Here is a 22,740-nt window from a genome sequence, read left to right as displayed (position 1 = left end):
GGGTTTTTATCCCCCCAATCCTTTCGGAGCCATACATGTCCCGCGTTACCCTGAGTCGCTATCTGATTGAGCAGACCCGCAGCAACAATACCCCTGCCGATCTGCGCTTCCTGATCGAGGTGGTGGCGCGTGCGTGCAAGGAAATCAGCCACCACGTGTCCAAAGGCGCCCTGGGCGGGGTGCTGGGCAGCATGGGCACCGAGAACGTGCAGGGCGAAGTCCAGAAGAAACTGGACGTGATTTCCAACGACATCCTGCTGGAGGCCAACGAGTGGGGTGGCCACCTGGCCGGCATGGCTTCCGAGGAAATGGACAACGCCTACCAGATCCCGGGCAAATACCCGAAAGGCGCCTACCTGCTGGTCTTCGACCCACTGGACGGCTCGTCCAACATCGACGTCAACGTGTCGGTCGGCACCATCTTCTCGGTACTGCGTTGCCCCAACGAGTACCTGAGCCAGAATGAAACCCTGAACGAAAAAGCCTTCCTGCAGCCAGGCACCCAGCAGGTCGCCGCCGGTTATGCCATCTACGGCCCGCAGACCATGCTGATCCTGACCCTGGGCAACGGCGTCAAGGGCTTCACCCTGGACCGCGAGCTGGGCAGCTTCGTCCTGACCCACGAAAACATCCGCGTGCCGGAAAGCACCGCCGAATTCGCCATCAACATGTCCAACCAGCGCCACTGGGAAGCACCGGTGCAGCGCTACGTGGGCGAACTGCTGGCAGGCGAGACCGGCCCGCTGAAGAAGAACTACAACATGCGCTGGATCGCCTCGATGGTGGCCGACGTGCACCGCATTCTCACCCGTGGCGGCCTGTTCATGTACCCACGTGACGCCCGCGAGCCGAGCAAGCCGGGCAAGCTGCGCCTGATGTACGAAGCCAACCCGATGTCGTTCATCATCGAACAGGCCGGCGGCGCCTCCACCAACGGTTACGAGCGTATCCTCGACATCCAGCCAGAGAGCCTGCACCAGCGCGTGTCGGTGATCCTCGGCTCGAAGGAAGAGGTCGAGCGCGCCACCGCCTACCACAAGGAGTAAGTCATGCTCGCACCTTGGCAGCCGTTGCTGGAGTGGTGGTTCGGTTGGGGCACCAGTCCCCAGGCCGTGGCTGACGAGAAGAGCACGCTGTGGTTCGGCAAGCATCACGATGCCGAGGCCCATGCGCTGTTTGGCGAACTGGTCGAGCACGCCCTGGCGGGCGGGCTCGACGAATGGCAGCAGAGTCCGCAGGGTTGGCTGGGCCTGCTGATCCTGCTGGACCAGTTGCCGCGCATGATCTATCGCGATACGCCACGTGCCTTCGAAGGTGACCGGCGTGCCCAGGTAGTGGCCATGCAGGGCTTGCAGAAGGGCTGGGACTACCAGCTGCTGCCGATCCAGCGAGTATTCGTGCTGCTGGTGCTGGAGCATGCCGAGGTGCTGGACTGGCAAAACCTGTGTGTCGAGCGCTACCAGATGCTGCTGGACGAGCAGCCTGAGGCGAACCGCCGCCTGTTCGAAGGCTTCCTCGACTATGCCGAGCAGCACCAGCGGGTAATCGCCCGGTTCGGGCGCTTTCCGCACCGCAACCTGGTGCTGGAGCGGCCCAGTACCAGTGAAGAAATGGATTTTCTGCTGGAGCCCGGTTCCAGGTTCTGAGGCCGTGGTACCTGCTACGCCTGCCGTTACGATGAAAGGCCGCGTCTGTCCAGGCGCGGCCTTTTTCTATTCGCAAAAGACTATTTCTTTGTGATTAATCGCACAGTAGTGGCCATCCGACCAATGGTGTAGGGGAAAGGGGGGGCGGGCAGGGAACCTGGGAGGGATTTTTCCGTCGAAGGTCACTGCAGGCCACTCGCCTGTATCCCCTGTCCAGGAGTGTCCTTCATGTCGTTGCGTTCCCTCGCCCTGTTGTCGCTGTGCGTCGTCCTGACTGCCTGCAGCAAGATCAATCAGGAAAACTATTCCAAGATCAAGGCCGGTATGAACAAGGCCGAGGTCGAGCAGTTGCTCGGCACGCCGACCGAGTGTTCCGGCGCGTTGGGCATGAGCAGCTGCACCTGGGGGGACGAGAAGAGCTTCATCAGCGTGCAGTACGCGGCTGACAAGGTGCTGATGTATTCCGGGCAGGGCCTCAAATGAGGCGCCTGTACCTGCTGATGGGGGTATGCCTGGCGTTGCTGCTGGGCGGCTGTGCTGGCTCGGTACACGACCCGCTGGCGCCGAAAACCGCTGGCAACGTCGACCTCAAGCGCTACCAGGGCAAATGGTACGAGCTGGCACGCTTGCCGATGCGCTACCAGGACGGTTGTGAGCAATCCGAGGCGCACTACAACCTCAGGGTCGATGGCAGCCTGGGTGTGCTCAACCGTTGCCGCACCATGGGTGATGAATGGCTGCGTGCAGAAGGGCATGCGAACATTCAGGAGCCGGGCCACACCGACAAGTTGTGGGTCGAGTTCGACAACTGGTTCACCAAGCTGGTGCCAGGCGTGGCCAGGGGCGAGTACTGGATTCTGTATGTGGACGAGCGTTATCGCACGGCAGTGGTTGGCAGCCCGGACCGCAAGCACTTGTGGCTCCTGTCGCGAACGCCGACGCTACCGGCCTGGGAGCGCGAGAACCTGATGTCCCGGGCACGGCAGCAGGGGTATGACACCAGCCGCTTGATCTGGCGCGCTTCGGACCAGCAGATCGTCAAGATGCATTGAATGGCTGGGGCCGCTTTGCGGCCCATCGCGATACAAGACGAGCGGCCTTGTGTCGCGATGGGCTGCAAGGCAGCCCCAATACATCTACCCCAACAGCTGGCGCAACACCCCGGCAAACGCCCGCCCGCTTGCCTCTTCTTGCGCATGTCGGCCCTGGCGCACCACCCACTGCCCATTCACCATTACATCGCGCACCTGCCGATCACCACCAGCAAACAGCCAGCGGTTGAGAATGGCATCACCCTCGGCCATGGCGATGTAGGGATCCTGCCCATCGAGCACCAGCCAGTCGGCACGCTTGCCCACCGCTAGTTCCCCGACTGCCTGCCCCAACGCCTGCGCGCCACCGGCCAGCGCGGCGTCATACAACGTGCGCCCGACCATCGGCTGGTCGCCGCGATACAAGCGGTTGCGCCGCTGGTCTCGCAGCCGCTGGCCGTATTCCAGCCAGCGCAGTTCCTCCACCACGCTCAGCGATACATGGCTGTCGGAGCCGATGCCCAGGCGACCGCCCTGGGCCAGGTAGTCCACTGCCGGGAAGATCCCGTCGCCCAGGTTGGCTTCAGTGGTCAGGCACAACCCGGCCACTGCGCCGCTGCGCGCCATGGCGCTGACTTCATCCGGCTCGGCATGGGTGGCATGCACCAGGCACCAGCGCCGGTCGACGTCCACATGCTGGTACAGCCACTGCAACGGGCGCTGGCCGCTCCAGGCCAGGCAGTCATCGACTTCCTTCTGCTGCTCGGCGATGTGGATATGTATCGGGCATTGCTGGTCGCTGGCTGCCAGCACTTCGGCAATCTGCCCAGGCGTCACCGCCCGTAGCGAGTGGAAGCACAAACCCAGTTGCTGCGTTGCTTGCCCGGCCAGCAATGGGGCCAGTCGTGCCTGCAACTGCAGATACCTTTCGGTGGAGTTGATGAAGCGCCGCTGCCCGTCGTTCGGCGCCTGGCCGCCAAACCCGGCATGGCTGTACAGCACCGGCAGCAGGGTCAGGCCGATGCCGCTGTCGGCTGCGGCCGCGCTGATGCGGCGGGACAGCTCGGCCGGGTCGGCATAGGCCTGGCCAGCCTGATCGTGGTGCACGTAATGGAACTCGGCCACCGAGGTGTAGCCGGCCTTGAGCATCTCGATGTACAGCTGGCGGGCAATCACCTGTAGTTGCTCCGGGCTGATCTGGCCGACCAGGCGGTACATCAGGTCGCGCCAGGTCCAGAAGCTGTCGTTGGGGTTGCCAGCCACCTCCGCCAGGCCCGCCATGGCCCGCTGGAAGGCATGCGAGTGCAGGTTGGGCATGCCTGGCAGCACAGGGCCGCCAAGGCGCTCTGCGCCTTCGCCACTGGCATCGGCTGCGATTGCCGCCAGGGTGCCGTCGGCGGCTACCTCGAAACGGACATTGTGGGCCCAACCGGTGGGCAGGAGGGCACGTTCGGCGTAATAGGCGGGCATTGCGCTATCCTGTTATTGTTCAGCTTGTATATACATATACAGCCGTTTGCCTGCCGGGTAAACTCCGGCAAGCTACCATCAATCTATTCGCACAAGGATCAAACGCCGTGCCGACACCTTCTGTTTCCGCGCTGGTGGCCCAAATGGGCGAGGGCCCGGCGCCATTGTACGCCCGGGTCAAGCAGATGATCGTCCAGCAGATCGAGAATGGCAGCTGGCCGCCGCACCACCGTGTGCCTTCCGAAAGCGAGCTGGTCAGCCAGCTGGGCTTCAGCCGCATGACCATCAACCGCGCGTTGCGCGAGCTTACCGCTGAAGGGTTGTTGGTACGCATGCAAGGGGTCGGCACCTTCGTTGCCGAGCCCAAGACCCGTTCGGCGCTGTTCGAAGTCAACAACATCGCCGACGAGATTGCTGCCCGTGGCCACCAGCATAGTTGCCAGGTGATCACCCTGGCCGAGGAGGCCGCCGGCTCCGAACGCGCGCTGGCCCTCGATATGCGCGAAGGCCAGCGGGTGTTCCATTCGTTGATCGTGCATTATGAAAACGGCGTCCCGGTGCAAATCGAAGACCGTTACGTCAATGCACAGATCGCCCCGGACTACCTCAAGCAGGATTTCACCCGGCAGACGCCCTACGCCTACCTGTCCCAGGTAGCGCCACTGACTGAAGGCGAGCACGTTGTCGAAGCCATTCTCGCCGAGCCTGACGAATGCAAGCTGCTGCAGATCGAGCAAGGTGAGCCGTGCCTGCTGATTCGCCGCCGTACCTGGTCCGGTCGCCAGCCTGTCACCGCGGCGCGGTTGATTCACCCTGGTTCCCGTCATCGCCTGGAAGGACGTTTCAGCAAATGAGCCAACTGCAATGGTTGCGTGCCAAAGACTACCCGCGCATGCCGTGGAAGAACGGTGGCGGCTTCACCGAGGAAATCACCCGTGACGCAGGCGACGGGCTCGAGGGGTTCGGCTGGCGCCTGTCGATAGCCGATATCGAGGCCTCCGGTGGCTTTTCCACCTTCGCCGGGTATCAGCGCATCATCACCGTGCTGCAAGGCGATGGCATGCGCCTTACGGTGGATGGCCAACCCAGCCGCCCACTGGTGCCCTTCGACGCCTATGCGTTCAGCGGTGAAAGCCAGGTGAACTGCTCGCTGCTGGGTGGGGCGATCCGCGACTTCAACCTGATCTATGCACCACTGCGTTACCGTGCGCGACTGCAGTGGTACCACGGCGGCAGCCGGCTGTTCAGTGCCGCCAGCACCGTACTGGTGTTCAGTGGCCAGGCGCAGTTGGCGGTGACTATCGACGGCCAACTGCAGCCGGCGCTGGGGCTGTATGACTGCCTGCACCTGAGCGGTAACGACCGCCTCCTGGAGGTGGAAGTGCTCGGTCGCTGCTGTGTCATCGAGCTGACCGCGCTTTCCTGAGTACCCGCCGGCCCTTCGCAACCAGGCGAAAGGGCCGCGCCGCCCCACCAAGAGTTACCCGGTAACGCCCCGAAAAGGTCTGGCCTGTTACCGAATGCCCCAAGATGGCGCAACGCCTTCTGATCCTCGTCTCCCTCTCCAATCGCCTCTCCAGTTTTTTTAGTTTTTCTGCATCCCTTGCGGCATGCGGGCTGCAACGCCATGGACGGGGTTGCAAAAACGCCCAGCGAAGCAACTTGGCCGTTCAATTGCATATGCTTGTATGTACAAGTAAAGCCAAGTAGGCGAAAGTGGATAGGCCGTCCACTTCGCGCTGTACAGACCGCACCACTGGCCCGCCGATCGCGTCGGGTTTTGGATAGATCGCTCGAGGAGCACTTTTCGTGACTGACAACAAGCTGAACAAATTCCGTGACGTCGAGATCCGCGCCCCGCGTGGCAACAAGCTGACCGCCAAGAGCTGGCTGACTGAAGCGCCGCTGCGCATGCTGATGAACAACCTCGACCCGCAGGTTGCCGAAAACCCGAAAGAACTGGTGGTGTATGGCGGCATTGGCCGCGCCGCACGCAACTGGGCTTGCTACGACAAGATCGTCGAGAGCCTGACCCAGCTGAACGACGATGAAACCTTGCTGGTGCAGTCGGGCAAACCGGTCGGTGTGTTCAAGACCCACGCCAACGCCCCGCGCGTGCTGATCGCCAACTCCAACCTGGTACCGCACTGGGCCAACTGGGAGCACTTCAACGAACTGGATGCCAAGGGCCTGGCCATGTACGGCCAGATGACCGCCGGCAGCTGGATCTACATCGGCAGCCAGGGCATCGTCCAAGGCACCTACGAAACCTTCGTCGAGGCTGGCCGCCAGCACTACGGGGGCAGCCTCAAAGGCAAATGGGTGCTGACCGCTGGCCTGGGCGGCATGGGCGGCGCACAGCCACTGGCAGCGACCCTGGCCGGCGCCTGCTCGCTGAACATCGAATGTCAGCAGAGCCGTATCGATTTCCGCCTGCAGACCCGCTACGTCGACGAGCAGGCCCACGACCTTGACGACGCCCTGGCGCGCATCGCCAAGTACACCGCCGAAGGCAAGGCGATTTCCATCGCCCTGCATGGCAACGCCGCCGAGATCCTGCCGGAACTGGTCAAGCGCGGCGTGCGTCCGGACATGGTCACCGACCAGACCAGCGCCCACGACCCGCTCAACGGCTACCTGCCGGCGGGGTGGACCTGGGAGCAGTATCGCGACCGTGCGCAGACCGAGCCGGCCGCCGTGGTCAAGGCCGCCAAGCAGTCGATGGCCGTGCACGTGCAGGCCATGCTCGACTTCCAGAAGCAAGGCGTGCCGACCTTCGACTACGGTAACAACATCCGCCAGATGGCCAAGGAAGAGGGCGTAGCCAATGCCTTTGACTTCCCAGGATTCGTCCCGGCGTACATCCGCCCGCTGTTCTGCCGCGGTATCGGCCCCTTCCGCTGGGCCGCGCTGTCCGGCGAGGCCGAGGACATCTACAAGACCGACGCCAAGGTCAAGGAACTGATCCCGGACGACGCCCACCTGCACCGCTGGCTGGACATGGCCCGCGAGCGCATCAGCTTCCAGGGCCTGCCGGCCCGTATCTGCTGGGTTGGCCTGGGGTTGCGGGCCAAGCTGGGCCTGGCATTCAACGAGATGGTGCGCAGTGGCGAGCTGTCGGCCCCGATCGTGATCGGTCGCGACCACCTCGACTCCGGGTCGGTTTCCAGCCCCAACCGCGAGACCGAGGCCATGCAGGACGGCTCGGACGCTGTGTCCGACTGGCCGCTGCTCAACGCCCTGCTGAATACTGCCAGCGGTGCCACCTGGGTCTCGCTGCACCACGGCGGCGGCGTAGGCATGGGCTTCTCCCAGCACTCTGGCATGGTCATTGTCTGTGATGGCACCGACGCGGCGGCCGAGCGAATCGCCCGCGTGCTGACCAACGACCCGGCCACCGGGGTGATGCGTCACGCCGACGCGGGTTACCAGATCGCGATCGATTGCGCCAAAGAGCAGGGTCTGAACCTGCCGATGATCACTGGCTGATAGCCCCCTGGGTGCTGCGGGTTGATCCACGCAGCACCTTTAGGGAGCCAGCTTTTTTCTTGCAAGGACTGCCGAATTCCACTTTCAAGTTTGGGAGCGTCACGCAATGAAAACCAACAAGACCTTGCTTGCTTCGCTGTTCGCCCTTGGCCTGCTCGGTGCTGCCGGTAGCAGCCAGGCCGCTGGCTGGTGCGAGTCTGGCAAGCCGGTGAAGTTCGCCGGATTGAACTGGGAAAGCGGCATGCTGCTGACCGACGTGATGCAATTCGTGCTGAAGAATGGCTACGGCTGTTCGACCGACAGCCTGCCGGGCAACTCCATCACCATGGAAAACGCCCTGGGTACCAATGACATCCAGGTATTCGCCGAAGAATGGGTTGGCCGCAGCGAGGTCTGGAACAAGGCCGAAGCCGCCGGCAAGGTGGTCGGTGTCGGTGCTCCGGTCGTAGGGGCGGAGGAGGGCTGGTACGTGCCGCGCTACGTGATCGAGGGCGACGCCAAGCGCAACCTCGAAGCCAAGGCACCGGACCTCAAGCGCGTGGCCGACCTGGCCAAGTATTCCAGCGTGTTCAAGGACCAGGAAGAGCCCAGCAAAGGCCGCTTCTACAACTGCCCGGCCGGTTGGACCTGCGAGCTGGACAACACCAAGATGCTCAAGGAATACGGCCTGGAGAGCAGCTACACCAACTTCCGCCCCGGCACCGGCCCGGCGCTGGATGCCGCCGTGCTGTCGAGCTACAAGCGCGGCGAGCCGATCCTGTTCTACTACTGGACACCCACCCCGCTGATGGGCCAGGTGGACCTGGTCAAGCTGCAGGAAAAAGACGGCGTGGACAAGACCGTGTCGATCAAGGTCGGCCTGTCCAAGGCCTTCCACGACGAGGCGCCGGAGCTGGTCGAGGTGCTGCAGAAAGTCAACTTGCCGATCGACCTGCTGAACCAGAACCTGGCCCGCATGACCAAGGATCGGATCGAGTCGCCCGCGCTGGCCAAGGCGTTCCTCAAGGAACATCCTGAAGTCTGGCAGGCCTGGGTCAGCGAAGAGGCTGCCAAGAAGATCAACGCGGCGCTCTGAGCGTCCTCAGCTGATGAGTGGAACCTATGTTTCCTGACAACCTGACATTCTCCATCGCCGACTGGGTCAACGGCTGGGTCGACGCCCTGGTGACCAACTATGGGGATGTGTTCCGGCACATCTCCGACACCCTGCTGTGGGCGATCGTCAGCCTCGAAGGCGCGTTGCGTGCAACGCCGTGGTGGTTGATGCTCGGCGTGGTGGCAGTCATCGCCTGGCACGCCACCCGGCGTGTCCTGCCGACCCTGGTGATCACCGGCCTGTTGTTCCTGGTGGGCGCTGTCGGCCTGTGGGACAAACTGATGCAGACGCTGGCGCTGATGCTGGTGGCCACGCTGATCTCGGTCCTGGTGGGCATCCCCCTGGGCATCCTGTCGGCGCGCAGCAACCGCCTGCGCGCGGTGCTGATGCCGCTGCTGGACATCATGCAGACCATGCCCAGCTTCGTGTACCTGATCCCGGTGCTGATGCTGTTCGGCCTGGGCAAGGTGCCGGCGATCTTCGCCACGGTGATCTACGCTGCGCCACCGCTGATCCGCCTGACCGACCTGGGCATTCGCCAGGTCGATGGCGAAGTGATGGAAGCGATCAACGCCTTCGGCGCCAACCGTTGGCAGCAACTGTTCGGCGTGCAACTGCCGCTGGCGCTGCCGAGCATCATGGCCGGTATCAACCAGACCACCATGATGGCCCTGTCGATGGTGGTGATCGCCTCGATGATCGGCGCCCGTGGCCTGGGCGAGGACGTGCTGGTCGGTATCCAGACCCTCAACGTCGGCCGTGGCCTGGAAGCAGGCCTGGCCATCGTGATTCTCGCGGTGGTGATCGATCGCATTACCCAGGCCTATGGCCGGCCACGCCATGAGGTGAGCAAATGAGCATGCAGCCGATCAGCAAGATCGAAGTGAAAAACGTCTTCAAGATCTTCGGCGACCGTGCCGACGAGGCCCTGCAGTTGATCCGCAACAACCACGGCAAGGACCAGGTGCTGGCGCAGACTGGTTGTGTGGTTGGCGTCAACGACCTGTCGTTGTCCATCGGCAGTGGCGAGATCTTCGTGATCATGGGCCTGTCCGGTTCGGGCAAGTCGACGCTGGTACGCCATTTCAACCGCCTGATCGACCCCACCAGCGGGCAGATCCTGGTCGATGGCGAGGACATCCTGCAGTACGACATGGACGCCCTGCGCGAATTTCGTCGGCGCAAGATCAGCATGGTGTTCCAGAGCTTCGGCCTGCTGCCGCACCGCAATGTGCTGGACAACGTCGCCTACGGCCTGAAGGTGCGCGGCGAGAGCAAGCAGCTGTGTGCCGAGCGCGCCCAGCAGTGGATCGAGACCGTCGGCCTGAAGGGCTACGAGAAGAAGTACCCGCACCAGCTGTCCGGCGGCATGCGCCAACGGGTCGGCCTGGCACGGGCGTTGGCGGCGGACACCGACATCATCCTCATGGATGAGGCGTTCAGCGCCCTCGACCCGCTGATCCGCGCCGAAATGCAGGACCAGCTGCTGGAACTGCAGAAAACCCTGCACAAGACCATCGTGTTCATCACCCATGACCTGGACGAGGCCGTGCGCATCGGCAACCGCATCGCCATCCTCAAGGATGGCCGCCTGATCCAGGTCGGCACGCCGCACCAGATCCTTCACGACCCGGCCGACGAATATGTCGACCGCTTTGTCCAGCGCCGCGCGGTCGCGGTATGAGAGGCAGCATGTCGCAGGTCGATACGGTCATTCTCAGCGGCGCTGCACTGCGCTGGCAGGACATCGCTGCGGTCGCCCGCCAGGGGGCTTGCCTCGAGCTGGCCCCGCAGGTCTGGGCGCGCATCGACAATGCCCAGGCGATCGTTCGCCATATCGTCGCCAGCGGTGAGCGCGCCTATGGCGTGAACACCGGGCTGGGCGCGCTGTGCAATGTGTCGCTGCAGGGCGAGCAGCTCAGCCAGCTGTCACGCAACACCTTGCTCAGCCACGCCTGTGGCGTTGGCCCGGCGCTGGCTGATGATCAGACCCGGGCGATCATCTGTGCGGCCATCTGCAACTACAGCCATGGCAAGTCCGGTATCCAGCGCAGTGTGGTCGAGGCATTGCTGGCATTGCTCAACCACGGCATCACGCCGCAGGTGCCGTCACAGGGCTCGGTAGGCTACCTGACCCACATGGCCCATGTCGGCGTGTGCCTGTTGGGCATCGGCAAGGTCAGCTACCGGGGGCAGGTTGTCGATGCCGCCCAGGCCCTGGCCGATGAAGGCCTGGCGCCGGTACAACTGGGTGCCAAGGACGGCCTGTGTCTGGTCAATGGCACGCCGTGCATGACCGGGCTGGCCTGCCTGGCCCTGGACGATGCCAGCCAGCTGCTGCAATGGGCCGACGTGATCGGCGCCATGAGCTTTGAAGCGCTGCGCGGTCAGATCGATGCCTTCGACCCCGAGATCATTGCCCTCAAGCCACATCCCGGCATGCAGGTGGTGGGCGCGAACCTGCGGGCGTTGCTGGCCGACAGCGAAGTGATCGCGGCCAGCAAAGGCATCCGTACCCAGGATGCCCTGAGCATCCGCTCGATCCCCCAGGTGCACGGCGCCGCCCGCGACCAGCTGGCGCATGTGCAGAAGCAGATCGAGGCCGAACTCAACGGCGCCAACGACAATCCGTTGCTGCTGGGCACGCCGGACGCCTTCCGGGTGGTTTCCCAGGCCAACCCGCACGGCCAGTCGGTGGCCCTGGCTGCCGACCTGCTGGCGATTGCCATGGCCGAGATCGGTGCGATCGCCGAGCGCCGCCTGGACCGCCTGGTCAACCCGCTGGTCAGCGGCCTGCCGGCGTTTCTGGTCAGCAACCCAGGGGTCAATTCGGGGATGATGATCGCCCAGTATGTGGCCGCCTCGCTGTGCGCGCAGAATCGCCAACTGGCGCAACCGGCAGTGCTCGACAACTACGTCACCTCCGGGTTGCAGGAAGACCATCTGAGCCTGGGCACCAATGCCGCCCTGAAACTGCACCAGGTGCTGGAGAACTGTTTCCAGATTCTGGCCATCGAGTACCTGCTGGCCGCCCAGGCATTCGAATTCCTCAACGGCCAGCGCTTCGGCGTTGGTACCCATGCCGCTTGGCGCCTGCTGCGTGAGCAGGTGCCGGCGTACCTGGAAGACCGCTGGCTGGCGCCGGACATCGCCCGCGCCGCCGCGCTGCTGAAATCCTCGCCCGCGCCGCAGCCTGTGCTGCCGGCCGCGCACTGAACAATAGAAAGGAGACGTTACGTGGAAGCCCTGAACCTCATCCCTGGCCAGCTGACCCTGGCCCAGCTGCGCCGCATCCACCAGGCGCCGCTGCACCTGAGCCTGGATGCCTGTGCCGGTGCGGCCATCGACGCCAGCGTTGCCTGCGTCGAGCAGATCATTGCCGAAGACCGTACCGCCTATGGCATCAACACCGGTTTTGGCCTGCTGGCCTCGACCCGCATCGCCAGCCACGACCTGGAAAACCTGCAGCGCTCGCTGGTGCTGTCCCACGCTGCCGGTGTCGGCGCGCCGCTGGACGATGACCTGGTCCGGCTGATCATGGTGCTGAAGATCAACAGCCTCAGCCGTGGCTTCTCCGGCATCCGCCGCAAGGTCATCGACGCGCTGATCGCGCTGGTCAACGCCGAAGTCTACCCGCACATTCCGCTCAAGGGTTCGGTGGGGGCCTCCGGCGACCTCGCCCCGCTGGCGCACATGTCGCTGGTACTGCTCGGCGAAGGCAAGGCCCGCCACAAGGGCCAGTGGCTGCCGGCCACCGAAGCCCTGGCGGTCGCCGGCCTCGAGCCGCTGACCCTGGCCGCCAAGGAGGGCCTGGCCCTGCTCAACGGTACCCAGGCTTCCACCGCCTATGCCCTGCGTGGCCTGTTCCAGGCCGAAGACCTGTATGCCGCGGCCATCGCCTGCGGCGGCCTGAGCGTCGAAGCGGCATTGGGCTCGCGCTCGCCGTTCGATGCGCGTATCCACGAAGTGCGTGGCCAGCGTGGCCAGATCGATACCGCTGCCTGCTTCCGTGACCTGCTGGGCGATTCCAGCGAAGTCTCGCTGTCGCACAAGAACTGCGACAAGGTCCAGGACCCGTACTCGCTGCGCTGCCAGCCGCAGGTCATGGGTGCCTGCCTGACCCAGCTGCGCCAGGCCGCCGAAGTGCTGGGCATCGAGGCCAACGCCGTGTCGGATAACCCGCTGGTGTTCGCCGCCGAGGGCGACGTCATCTCCGGCGGCAACTTCCACGCCGAGCCGGTGGCCATGGCCGCCGACAACATTGCCCTGGCCATCGCCGAAATCGGCTCGCTCAGCGAGCGCCGCATCTCGCTGATGATGGACAAGCACATGTCCCAGCTGCCGCCGTTCCTGGTGGAAAACGGCGGGGTCAACTCCGGCTTCATGATCGCCCAGGTCACCGCTGCCGCCCTGGCCAGCGAGAACAAGGCGCTGTCGCACCCGCACAGTGTCGACAGCCTGCCGACCTCGGCCAACCAGGAAGACCACGTGTCGATGGCCCCGGCTGCCGGCAAGCGCCTCTGGGAAATGGCCGAGAACACCCGTGGCGTGCTGGCCATCGAATGGCTGGGCGCCTGCCAGGGCCTGGACCTGCGCAAGGGCCTGAAGACCTCCGCCAAGCTGGAACAGGCGCGCCAGGCGCTGCGCAGCGAAGTGCCGCACTACGACCGTGACCGTTTCTTCGCGCCCGATATCGAAAAGGCCGTGGAACTGTTGGCCAAGGGCTGCCTGACCGGCCTGCTGCCGGCGGGTGTGCTGCCAAGCCTGTAATGCCCCGGGGCCGCTGTGCGGCCCCCTCGATCTCACGACCACAAAAACAACTCAAGGACGTGACATGCAACAAGCTCAAGGTCTCAAGCGTGGCCTGTCAGCCCGCCATATCCGTTTCATGGCCCTCGGCTCCGCCATCGGCACCGGGCTGTTCTACGGCTCCGCCTCGGCCATCCAGATGGCCGGCCCGGCCGTGCTGCTGGCCTACCTGATCGGTGGCGCTGCCGTGTTCATGGTCATGCGCGCGCTCGGTGAAATGGCCGTGCACAACCCTGTTGCCGGCTCGTTCGGCCACTACGCCAGCACCTACCTCGGCCCCATGGCCGGCTTCATCCTCGGCTGGACCTACGCTTTCGAGATGGTCATCGTCGCCATTGCCGACGTCACCGCCTTCGGTATCTACATGGGCTTCTGGTTCCCGGAGGTGGCCCGCTGGATCTGGGTGCTGGGCATCGTCTTCGTGATCGGTGGCCTCAACCTGTGCAACGTCAAGGTATTTGGCGAGATGGAATTCTGGCTGTCGCTGCTCAAGGTCGGCGCCATCGTCGCGATGATCCTGGCCGGCCTCGGCATCATGGCCTTCGGCTTCAGCCAGGCAGGCAACGGGCAGGCCGTGGGCATCAGCAACCTGTTCGAGCACGGTGGCTTCATGCCCAATGGCGTAGGTGGCCTGATCGCCTCCTTTGCCGTGGTGATGTTTGCCTTCGGCGGCATCGAGATCATCGGCGTCACCGCCGGTGAAGCCAAGGACCCGCAGCGCGTGATCCCCAAGGCGATCAATGCCGTGCCGCTGCGCATCCTGCTGTTCTACGTACTCACCCTGCTGGTGCTGATGTGCCTGTACCCGTGGCCACAGATCGGCAGCCAGGGCAGCCCGTTCGTGCAGATCTTCAGCAACCTGGGCATTGGTTCTGCCGCCGCCGTGCTGAACATCGTGGTGATTTCCGCCGCGATCTCGGCCATCAACAGCGATATCTTCGGCGCAGGCCGCATGATGTATGGCCTGGCCCAGCAAGGCCACGCCCCGCGCGGCTTCGGCAAGTTGTCCAGGCATGGCGTGCCGTGGATGACCGTGGTGGTGATGGGCGCTGCGCTGCTGATCGGCGTGCTGCTCAACTATCTGATCCCGGAGAATGTGTTCCTGCTGATCGCCTCGATCGCGACCTTTGCCACCGTATGGGTGTGGCTGATGATCCTGCTCACCCAGGTGGCGATGCGCCGCAGCATGAGCCGCGACCAGGTCGCCAAGCTGCAATTCCCGGTACCGTTCTGGCCTTATGGCCCGGCCATGGCCATTGCGTTCATGGTATTCATCTTTGGTGTGCTCGGTTACTTCCCCGATACCCAGGCGGCATTGTTCGTCGGCGTGCTGTGGGTGGTGTTCCTGGTGGCGTCCTACCTGCTGTGGTGCAAGCCGCGCGCAGGGCAGGGCCAGCCGGCAGCGGAGCCGGCCGAGCTGCACCGCTAGCAAAGGAGATTGTGCATGACAACCCTCTGGCAGCACTGCCATGTGGCAACCATGGCCGAGGGCCGTTACTCGGCCATCGAGGACGCGGCCATCGTCACCCGTGACGGGCTGATCGAATGGATCGGCCCGCGCGCCGAGCTGGCGCCGGTCGAGGCTGAACGCACGGTGGACCTGGGCGGCGCCTGGGTCACCCCCGGGCTGATCGACTGCCACACCCACGCGGTGTTCGGCGGCAACCGCAGCGGCGAGTTCGAGCAGCGCCTGCAGGGCGTGAGCTATGCCGAAATCGCCGCCCAGGGTGGTGGTATCGCCAGCACCGTGCGGGCGACCCGCGCAGCCAGCGAAGACGAGCTGTTCGCCAGTGCCCGTCAGCGGGTCCAGGCGCTGATGCGCGATGGCGTGACCACTGTCGAGATCAAGTCCGGCTATGGCCTGGACCTGGCCAACGAACGCAAGATGCTGCGCGTGGCCCGGCGCCTGGCTGACGAGCTGCCGCTGGCAGTGCGTAGCACCTGCCTGGCGGCGCACGCCCTGCCGCCGGAGTACGCCGGTCGGGCCGACGACTACATCGCCCACATCTGCGACGAAATGCTGCCAGCCCTGGCTGCCGAAGGCCTGGTGGACGCAGTGGATGCCTTCTGCGAGCACCTGGCGTTCTCCCCGGCCCAGGTCGAGCGGCTGTTCATCAAGGCGCGCGAGCTGGGCCTGCCGGTCAAGCTGCACGCCGAACAGCTGTCGTCGTTGCATGGTTCCAGCCTGGCGGCGCGCTACCAGGCGCTGTCGGCCGACCATCTGGAGTTCATGACCGAGGAAGATGCCATCGCCATGGCCAAGGCTGGAACGGTCGCCGTGTTGTTGCCGGGGGCGTTCTACTTCCTGCGCGAAACCCAGTTGCCGCCGATGGACGCGCTGCGCCGCCACGGGGTGAAGATTGCCCTGGCCAGCGACCTCAACCCCGGCACCTCGCCTGGGCTGTCGCTGCGGCTGATGCTGAACATGGGCTGCACCTGCTTCCGCCTGACCCCAGAAGAAGCCCTGGCCGGCGTCACCGTGCACGCTGCCACGGCGCTGGGCCTGGGCGGCAGCCACGGCTCGCTGGAAGTAGGCAAGGTGGCCGACTTCGTCGCCTGGCAGATCGAACGCCCTGCCGACCTGGCCTACTGGCTGGGCGGTGACCTGCCCAAGCGCGTGGTGCGCCTGGGCCAGGAAATTCCCAATTGAGTGAGACACGATGGACAAGGTACTGAGTTTTCACCAAGGCCACCTGCCGCTGTTGATCAGCATGCCGCATGCCGGCCTGCGCCTGAGCGACGCCGTGCGCGACGGCCTGGTCGAGCCGGCGCGCAGCCTGCCGGACACCGACTGGCATATCCCGCGGCTGTACGATTTCGCCCGCGAGCTGGGCGCCAGTGTGGTAGCCGCTGAGTATTCACGCTTCGTCATTGACCTGAACCGGCCGGATGACGACAAGCCGCTGTATGCCGGAGCCACCACCGGGCTGTACCCGGCCACGCTGTTCGAAGGCGAACCGCTGTTCCAGCCCGGCATGCAACCGACAGGCGAAGAGCGTGCGGCCTATCTGGAACAGATCTGGCGCCCTTATCACAGCACCCTGCGCCGTGAGCTGGACCGGCTGCGCGCGCAGTTCGGCTACGCCTTGCTGTGGGATGCCCATTCGATCCGCTCGCTGATTCCGCACCTGTTCGACGGCAAGCTGCCGGATTTCAACCTGGGCACCTTCAACGGCGCCAGTTGCGATGCGGAACTGGCCGAGCGGTTGCAAGCGGTATGTGCCCAGGCGCAAGGCTACAGCCATGTGCTCAACGGGCGCTTCAAGGGGGGGCATATCACCCGTCATTACGGCGACCCGGCCAACCATGTTCATGCGGTACAGCTGGAACTGGCGCAAAGCACCTACATGGAGGAAACCGAGCCGTTCACCTACCGTGAAGACCTGGCCCGGCCGACGCAGCAGGTACTGAGGGGGCTGTTGCAGGCACTGCTGGCGTGGGGCGCGGAGCGGTACGGGCGGTAACCTTCGGCGGTTGAAAACGGCGACGCGATGCAGGGCATGCGCGTCGCCAGTCAGCAGGCCTCAGTTGCCAGCGTTGCTGTTGATCTGCGCGAGGGTGAGTTCACGCAGCAGCTCGCGCTCTTCCTGGTGCTTGTCTTCCAGCAGGCCTTGCTGCAGGTTCAACTCGTCCTGAAGCGGGTGGTCCTTGCTGGCTAGTTCAAGCACACGCATGCGGAAGCGTGCCTCTATTTCGGCAAAACGATCGGCATGTTCGACCCGCAGGCGCGTGGTCCAGTCGCTATTCGCCAGCATATAGTCGATCAGTGCATCGCTCAGTTCACTTTGGCGGACCTTTTCCAGCACGCTGGCCAGTTCACCGGCCGCCAGGTTCGCGGCACCTCGGAAACGCATTCTGTCGGAAAGCGGCAGGTCCAGCTCCCTGGCCAGTTCGCGGCGGTAGGCCAGTCTCACCGAGACGTGGTCACCCGAGCCAGTCCTGTGTTTGGCCAGTTCCTCCAGCTGATTGATGCGGAACAGTTGCAACAGGCGTCGGTGCAGTGCTTTCAGTGTATCGCCAGCGTCGATCAGCAGGTGCTGGTTCATCAGGTACAGTTCGATATCGTTGAATGTCTGCAGTGCACCATCATGGCAGGTGGGCACCACCTTGGTCACCGGGTCAGGCAAGGCGTCCACGGCGATTTGCTCCATGGTCGCGCGTTCTATCTCGTTGCTGGCTGCCGCCACCAGAACCAGGCGCACCCGCTCGCAGAAGGTGGTTCGGGTTTTGGGATCGGCGTAGGGAGCGGCATTGTGCAAACGGCCCACCAGGCGCAGCAGGTCACTGCCCTCCAGGCGTGCCCAGCAGTCCTGCAAGGCCTCGTTCTGTGCCTCGTTGCCGAGCATCCAGTCCTCCAGCCTGGGCGTATCGTCGCCGAGCAGGGGGAAGTGAGGGTGATCGAGGGAGCCTTCGCTCGAGGAATCGACCAGCTGCAGGTTACCGGGGATATCCAGGGCGAAGGAGTAGCTGTGCTGGCTGTCCGAGAATGCCCGCACGCGCAGGATGGTATCGAGTGGTAAGGGGTTGTCGAACAGCGCGATCGACGAAATCGGCATCGGGTTGTTCAAGTTCGACAGGATGTGCTCGGGCAACTGGCTGATATTGTTCGAGCTCAAGTCCAGCAGCTCGAGGGGCAGCAGGCTGTCACACCAGCTTGGCCAAGCCTGGAGGTTCATGTTGGTCAGCGCCAGTGATTGCAGGTTGTGGGATAACTGTGCTGGCACCTGGTTGATGGTCCCCACACGGTTGCCGGACAGGTCTATCGAGGTGAGCTGTTCCAGCCGTGCGAACACTTCCAGCATGGACTGGTCGATCTCCAGGCCCATGTTGCGAAACTCCAGGAAAGTAAGCTGCGGCAGGCGCATCAGGGCCGAGGCCAGTGCTGGGGTGGCTGCCTGGTGGCCATCGATGGTCAACCGGGTGACATTGGGAAAGCGCCGCAACAGTTCATCGAGCTGCGAAGCGCTGCCACGCAGACGGGTCAGGCTCAACGCCCGTACGCGCTCGCCGAAGAACGCTGGAAGCCGTCGGGGAAAATGCTCGATGGCCACATCCTCGAGGTGCAGGCGCAGGTATAGCTGGCCCCGCTCCTGCTGCTGCCAGAACTCACTGATCGCGGTGCCGATGCGCTGCCTGTCCGCCAATGCTTCCTGGGTCAGCGGGTTGCGCGAACTGGAGGCGTGGGCCCAGCCATCGATCGCATCACGCATCTGCTGGCGCTCATTGCGGATACGGGTGAGTTGCTCGGTAAGCGCGGCAGACTGGTCGGTGCTGATACCGGACATGTCGACACGCTCATTGAGCAGCAAGCGCTGCAGGTCGTTCTCATTGATGCTGTTGCCCTGCAGCGAGATAACCGGCGGGGTGGCCATGGTGCCTGCTTCATTGAGCAGGAACGAAGGCAACGACCTGAGGTTGTTGTCGCGCAGGGACAAGTGGGCGATGCGCCCAAGGGCATCGCTGCCAATGCCGATGGGCCATTGAGACAACTGCATCTGGTTCAGGCCCAGGTAATCCAGGGACAGTTCGTGGAAACTCGGGCTGTTGTTCTGTGCCACGCGATTGCCGCTCAAGTCCAGGTAGCGCAATTGGCCGAGCCCCGACAGCAGGCTCAGGTCGCTTTCGGACAGCGCGATGTTCTGGTTGGTCAACGTCAGCCGCTGCAAGCCCGGCAGGGTCTCGGTAATGGTAGGAATGCTGAACAGGAAGGAGGATGGGGTGGCCCTGGGATCATAGGCCCGGCTGATTTCCAGGGACTCGATCTGTGGCATCTGCCTGAGCAGGCGTTGCAACAGGCGCTCGTTCTGCGCCCAGCCTGCCAGGGCGCCCGAAGGCAGGTCGACCAGGCTGAGGCTGCGCACGCGGGTATTGAAGAAGTCGGGCAAGGTCAGAGGAATGTCGGCCAGAGGAACGCGGGTAATCCGTAGCTCGGCGGCATGCCCGGCGCTTTCGTCCAGCGCGACGTCGTACCAGTGTTGCAGGATCGCTTCACGCAGGTTGTCGTAGTCGCGTGCTGCCTGGTCGGTTGCCGGGGAAATGGCTTCGCTCCAGTCATCCAGCCGGCTTAGCAGTTCGTTGCGTTGTTCAAGCAACACCTGCAGATGTTCGAGGATCTGCAGCGGTGTACGGCCGGTGCCGGTGAGTGCCAGCAGTATCTGGTCTGCCGAGCGGCCGGTATGCGTGACCAGCCCTGTGGCTTCGACGGCTTCGAGCAGGCGTTGACGGGTAACGCCTTGTGCGGCCGCGCCGCCGCCACTGAGCGGGTAGCCCAGGCGGCCATCGGCCAGGCGCATGGGCGAGCGGTAGCCGGGGCGCACCGGCTGCATGCCCAGAAGCGCCCGCAGTGCCGGGCGGGGTAGCAACGGGCTTTCCTGGACCAGGCGCTCAAGGGCCTGCTGGTCGGCGATTTCCATTGCGGTCATGGCTGCCGGCAGCGCCTTGTACAAGGCCGCGTAGAGGCTTGGGTAGAGGCTGATGGCTGCACCCGGCTGGCTATCGTCGTGGACGATGTACCCTGCCTCGGCATGGGTAATGGTCTTGTACGGATGCCCGTCCAGCGGGCCCAGCTCATAGTCCTGAGCCGGCCACGACAGGCGCTGCAGCAGCCTCACCCGGGTTTCGGCCGGCCAGCCCGGTAGCTGCGCCAGGGTATGCACGATCAATCGGTCGCTGTCCCAGTTCGGTACGCAGGACAGGTACAGCCCTTCGTAGGCGCGGGCAAGACGGATCTGGTGCCGGTAGACACGCAGTTCTTCGCTGAGGCGCAGCGGCACCTTGCCGCTGTCGAGCAACTGCAGTTCGCTGGTATCGGCGGCGCGCGCCAGTTCGTTGGCGAACACCGCCGGCAGCTGGGGGTAAACCCGCTGGAGGGCTTCGGCGCCCGGTGCGAGGGTAATCGGCAAGGTGCTGTAAGCCCTGTGGAATTCGGCAGGGCGAGTGCTGCTATCGGGTAGCAGGCGGAGGCTGTCGTCCAGCTTGAAGCGTTGCAGGGTATCTTCGAGCAAGGCTGGCAGCCGCTGGTTCGCTGCCAGGGCCCGGCGCAGTTGCTCTTCGTCGCAGCCGCTGAGGGCCACGATGCGTTGCAGGGTCGTCTCGTCGAAATGCGCGTTCAAATGGCCGATACGACGCAACAGCTGCATGCCTGACCAACTCAGCGGTCGATCCGTTTCCAGCAACCAGGCGCCGGCGCCATTGTGCCGTACGGGTGGTTGATAGCGGCGAGGATTTTGCGGGTGCTGCAGGCGATACTCCCCGCTGGCTGCGGCCTGCTCGACGATGTACTGGTCGCCCTGCACAACCAACCAGTGCCTGCCGTCGTGCTGGCGTAGGCCGAACGCGTCTGCTTCCAGGCCTTCGGGCAGTCTCTCGCTGCTCTGGTAGGGCGCCAGGTCGGGTTTCCACAGGCGAACCTGGCCATCGGCTGTTTCCACATCTTCCAGTTCCTCGATGAATGACGGCGTTTCCACCGGAATACGCTCTATTTCTGCTTCCTCATCATCGCTGGCGACAGGCTCCTGCCCCTCCACGACAGCGCCGGCCTCACCGCCCTGTGCGCCCCTCAATGCCTTGGCTGCCGCGCTGAGCGCGGCCATCAGCGCCACGTTCTCGACCACATCGACCAAGTAGCCATAGGCAATGTCGCGCTCGTCGTTTTCCCAGGCCTCGATGCCGTCATACACCTCGAAGGCCAATTGAGTCACACACACGGCCAGCATGGCCTCACCCAGCCCAGGCACGAAGAACCCGGCGATGTTCAAGGCGGTCAGCACGCGCCCCGCTATCAGTTCCCGGTGCGCCTGAGCGGTGCGCCGGTCGACGATCTCGGTTGGTATGGCATGAAACAGCACATCCTGTTCATGGCGCTGGGTTTTCTGGAAGGCCATGACGCCCTGGAATGCGTGGCTGAATGGTTTTGCCACCGGATACAGGGCGGCATGCAGGTCCGCAACAGGCTCGCGGATCCCTCGGGTACTCCAGCCCAGTGGCGTGAGTCGGTCCTTGAGCCGGGCGATGACTGATGGTTTGTCGCGGTCGCCGATGTGTTTGTCCAGATAGTGGATATCGGCCTGCAGCCTGTCGCCGAGCTCGGCCAGCAAGGCTTGCTGGCTGGTGAACTCCTTGAGGGGCAGCGTGCTGTCTTGCGGGATATACAGGGCCACGGCCTGATGATCGGCTGCCTGCAGGGTGATGAGCACGACGCCGGTCAGTTCCGCTTCCCACAAGTCGAGCAAGCTGAACGTTACGGTCGAGTCGGCCGCCGTCGCCTGGTCAAGCGGCGCGGCGAGGGCGGCGCTGTACAGCGTTTCGCTGATGTCCCCCTTGAGCCGGGCGAAATGCAGCGACTGCCTGAACGCCGAGACTTCGGCGCGCCCCAAGGTTTCATAGACGGCCAGTGCGGCTGCGTCGGCGTCTGCCTGGGGCATGCCCCCAGGGTAATAGATGGCATGCACCTGTTCATGGTATTTGCCGCCGATGTCCAGGGTGCGGCACAAGTCGGCAAACGCTTCGGCGGTGATACCCACGGCATTGGTGATCGGCACCGTGCCCATGAAGCGCCGGTGATCAAGGATGACCGATTTCTCCAACAAGGCACCGGGCGCGTCCATGCCATGCTCGGCAGCGGCGGCCTGGTCAAAGTTGTGCAGCGCGCAGTGCAGCAGCGAGCGGGTGGCCCGGTCGATCGCCTGACGGCTGTCGATCGCATTGGCGGTGTCAATCAGGCGGGCATCGACCAGATAGGTGTGGCGTACGTCCAGGTCCAGCCCGAAGCGCTGCTTGATCGCATCGGTCAGCGTTGCGCTGGCGTAGGTTTCCAGGTCTGGTAGGCGCTCGAACAGTTTGTCTACCTGCGCCTGATGCCCGCGGTGGCGTGCATGTTCTTCCTGCCAGGCAGTGGCGACGTCCGGTTGCTGCTGGATAGCTGCCGGCAGCCAGGCGGGGGCCTGTTGCCAGTTGCGCATCGCGCGGTGGGTTTCGGGCGGGGCAAGCTTGAGCCAGGCGGGGATCTTGCGTTCGATGGTGGCGTAGTGAACGCCAGGTTGGGAAATCGCTGGGTTTGGCATATCGGCGGCCTTGCTTGAAAGGGCAAGGGACTATCACCGGGTGGCCTGGCCCGTGTGAGGTAGATATGTCTGCCGCTGCGCAGCGGACGTATCAGCGAGGACGGTGCTGAAAGCGCAATTCAGGTTTATGATGGCCC

General features: G+C 64.1%; 17 protein-coding genes. 15 read left to right on the top strand and 2 right to left on the bottom strand.

Translation table 11 applies throughout. The features are described 5' to 3' along the window. The first annotated feature begins 35 nt into the window (after positions 1 to 35). The 4 genes from HG549_RS23675 (at position 36) to HG549_RS23660 (ending at position 2,698) form a co-directional block, all read left to right on the top strand. Positions 36 to 1,046, top strand: coding sequence for a class 1 fructose-bisphosphatase (locus HG549_RS23675; RefSeq protein ID WP_170033269.1), 1,011 nt, complete (start codon positions 36 to 38; stop codon positions 1,044 to 1,046). A gap of 3 nt (positions 1,047 to 1,049) precedes the next feature. Continuing rightward, complete coding sequence (locus HG549_RS23670) at positions 1,050 to 1,646, top strand: DUF924 family protein (RefSeq protein WP_170033267.1); 597 nt, start codon at positions 1,050 to 1,052, stop codon at positions 1,644 to 1,646. A 228-nt stretch (positions 1,647 to 1,874) separates the two neighbouring features. After that, entirely contained in the window at positions 1,875 to 2,129 is a 255-nt protein-coding gene (gene bamE, locus HG549_RS23665) for an outer membrane protein assembly factor BamE (protein ID WP_003249234.1), read from the top strand. Then, complete coding sequence (locus HG549_RS23660) at positions 2,126 to 2,698, top strand: lipocalin family protein (RefSeq protein WP_170033265.1); 573 nt, start codon at positions 2,126 to 2,128, stop codon at positions 2,696 to 2,698. The genes bamE and HG549_RS23660 overlap by 4 nt, the downstream gene beginning before the upstream one ends. Before the next feature lie 84 nt (positions 2,699 to 2,782). Here the strand turns inward: HG549_RS23660 and HG549_RS23655 are convergent, their stop codons facing one another. Beyond that, the gene (locus HG549_RS23655; protein WP_170033263.1) at positions 2,783 to 4,147 is read right to left on the bottom strand and encodes a formimidoylglutamate deiminase; all 1,365 of its coding nucleotides are present in this window, start codon (positions 4,145 to 4,147) and stop codon (positions 2,783 to 2,785) included. Between the two features lie 143 nt (positions 4,148 to 4,290). Here HG549_RS23655 and hutC point away from each other — a divergent pair, with 143 nt between their 5' ends. The 11 genes from hutC to hutG all read left to right on the top strand — a co-directional run bounded on the left by hutC (position 4,291) and on the right by hutG (position 17,005). After that, positions 4,291 to 5,001, top strand: coding sequence for a histidine utilization repressor (gene hutC / locus HG549_RS23650; protein WP_170034323.1), 711 nt, complete (start codon positions 4,291 to 4,293; stop codon positions 4,999 to 5,001). Next, positions 4,998 to 5,573 carry a HutD family protein gene (locus HG549_RS23645; RefSeq protein WP_170033261.1) on the top strand — a complete coding sequence of 192 codons (576 nt, stop codon included), beginning with the start codon at positions 4,998 to 5,000 and terminating at the stop codon, positions 5,571 to 5,573. Before hutC ends, HG549_RS23645 begins: the two co-directional genes overlap by 4 nt. Positions 5,574 to 5,956: 383 nt before the next feature. Continuing rightward, complete coding sequence (gene hutU, locus HG549_RS23640; RefSeq protein WP_170033259.1) at positions 5,957 to 7,636, top strand: urocanate hydratase; 1,680 nt, start codon at positions 5,957 to 5,959, stop codon at positions 7,634 to 7,636. A 106-nt stretch (positions 7,637 to 7,742) separates the two neighbouring features. Further along, positions 7,743 to 8,711: an ABC transporter substrate-binding protein gene (locus HG549_RS23635; protein WP_170033257.1), complete on the top strand. Its 969-nt coding sequence runs from the start codon at positions 7,743 to 7,745 to the stop codon at positions 8,709 to 8,711. Between the two features lie 26 nt (positions 8,712 to 8,737). Continuing rightward, positions 8,738 to 9,589 carry a proline/glycine betaine ABC transporter permease gene (locus HG549_RS23630; RefSeq protein ID WP_170033255.1) on the top strand — a complete coding sequence of 284 codons (852 nt, stop codon included), beginning with the start codon at positions 8,738 to 8,740 and terminating at the stop codon, positions 9,587 to 9,589. Continuing rightward, on the top strand, positions 9,586 to 10,416 hold the full coding sequence (locus tag HG549_RS23625) for a glycine betaine/L-proline ABC transporter ATP-binding protein (protein ID WP_170033254.1): 831 nt from the start codon (positions 9,586 to 9,588) through the stop codon (positions 10,414 to 10,416). Before HG549_RS23630 ends, HG549_RS23625 begins: the two co-directional genes overlap by 4 nt. An 8-nt stretch (positions 10,417 to 10,424) precedes the next feature. After that, positions 10,425 to 11,948: a histidine ammonia-lyase gene (gene hutH, locus HG549_RS23620; RefSeq protein ID WP_170033252.1), complete on the top strand. Its 1,524-nt coding sequence runs from the start codon at positions 10,425 to 10,427 to the stop codon at positions 11,946 to 11,948. A 21-nt stretch (positions 11,949 to 11,969) separates the two neighbouring features. After that, positions 11,970 to 13,502 (top strand): histidine ammonia-lyase, encoded by a 1,533-nt coding sequence (hutH, locus tag HG549_RS23615; protein ID WP_170033250.1) that lies wholly within the window; start codon positions 11,970 to 11,972, stop codon positions 13,500 to 13,502. Positions 13,503 to 13,566: 64 nt separating this feature from the next. Then, complete coding sequence (locus HG549_RS23610) at positions 13,567 to 14,970, top strand: amino acid permease (protein ID WP_170033248.1); 1,404 nt, start codon at positions 13,567 to 13,569, stop codon at positions 14,968 to 14,970. A 15-nt stretch (positions 14,971 to 14,985) separates the two neighbouring features. Next, positions 14,986 to 16,191: an imidazolonepropionase gene (hutI, locus tag HG549_RS23605; protein ID WP_170033246.1), complete on the top strand. Its 1,206-nt coding sequence runs from the start codon at positions 14,986 to 14,988 to the stop codon at positions 16,189 to 16,191. Between the two features lie 10 nt (positions 16,192 to 16,201). Then, a complete protein-coding gene (gene hutG, locus HG549_RS23600) occupies positions 16,202 to 17,005 on the top strand; it encodes an N-formylglutamate deformylase (protein ID WP_170033244.1) in 804 nt (267 codons plus the stop codon). Between the two features lie 60 nt (positions 17,006 to 17,065). On the opposite strand, the gene HG549_RS23595 is transcribed toward hutG, so the two are convergent. Next, positions 17,066 to 22,603, bottom strand: coding sequence for an NEL domain-containing protein (locus tag HG549_RS23595; RefSeq protein ID WP_256666013.1), 5,538 nt, complete (start codon positions 22,601 to 22,603; stop codon positions 17,066 to 17,068). Positions 22,604 to 22,740 lie beyond the last annotated feature (137 nt).

Source organism: Pseudomonas sp. SK, assembly GCF_012975065.1.
In the GTDB taxonomy this organism is placed as follows: Bacteria; Pseudomonadota; Gammaproteobacteria; order Pseudomonadales; family Pseudomonadaceae; genus Aquipseudomonas; species Aquipseudomonas anuradhapurensis.
Note: the sequence above shows the minus strand (reverse complement) of the source record. Positions and strands in the feature narration are given on the sequence as shown.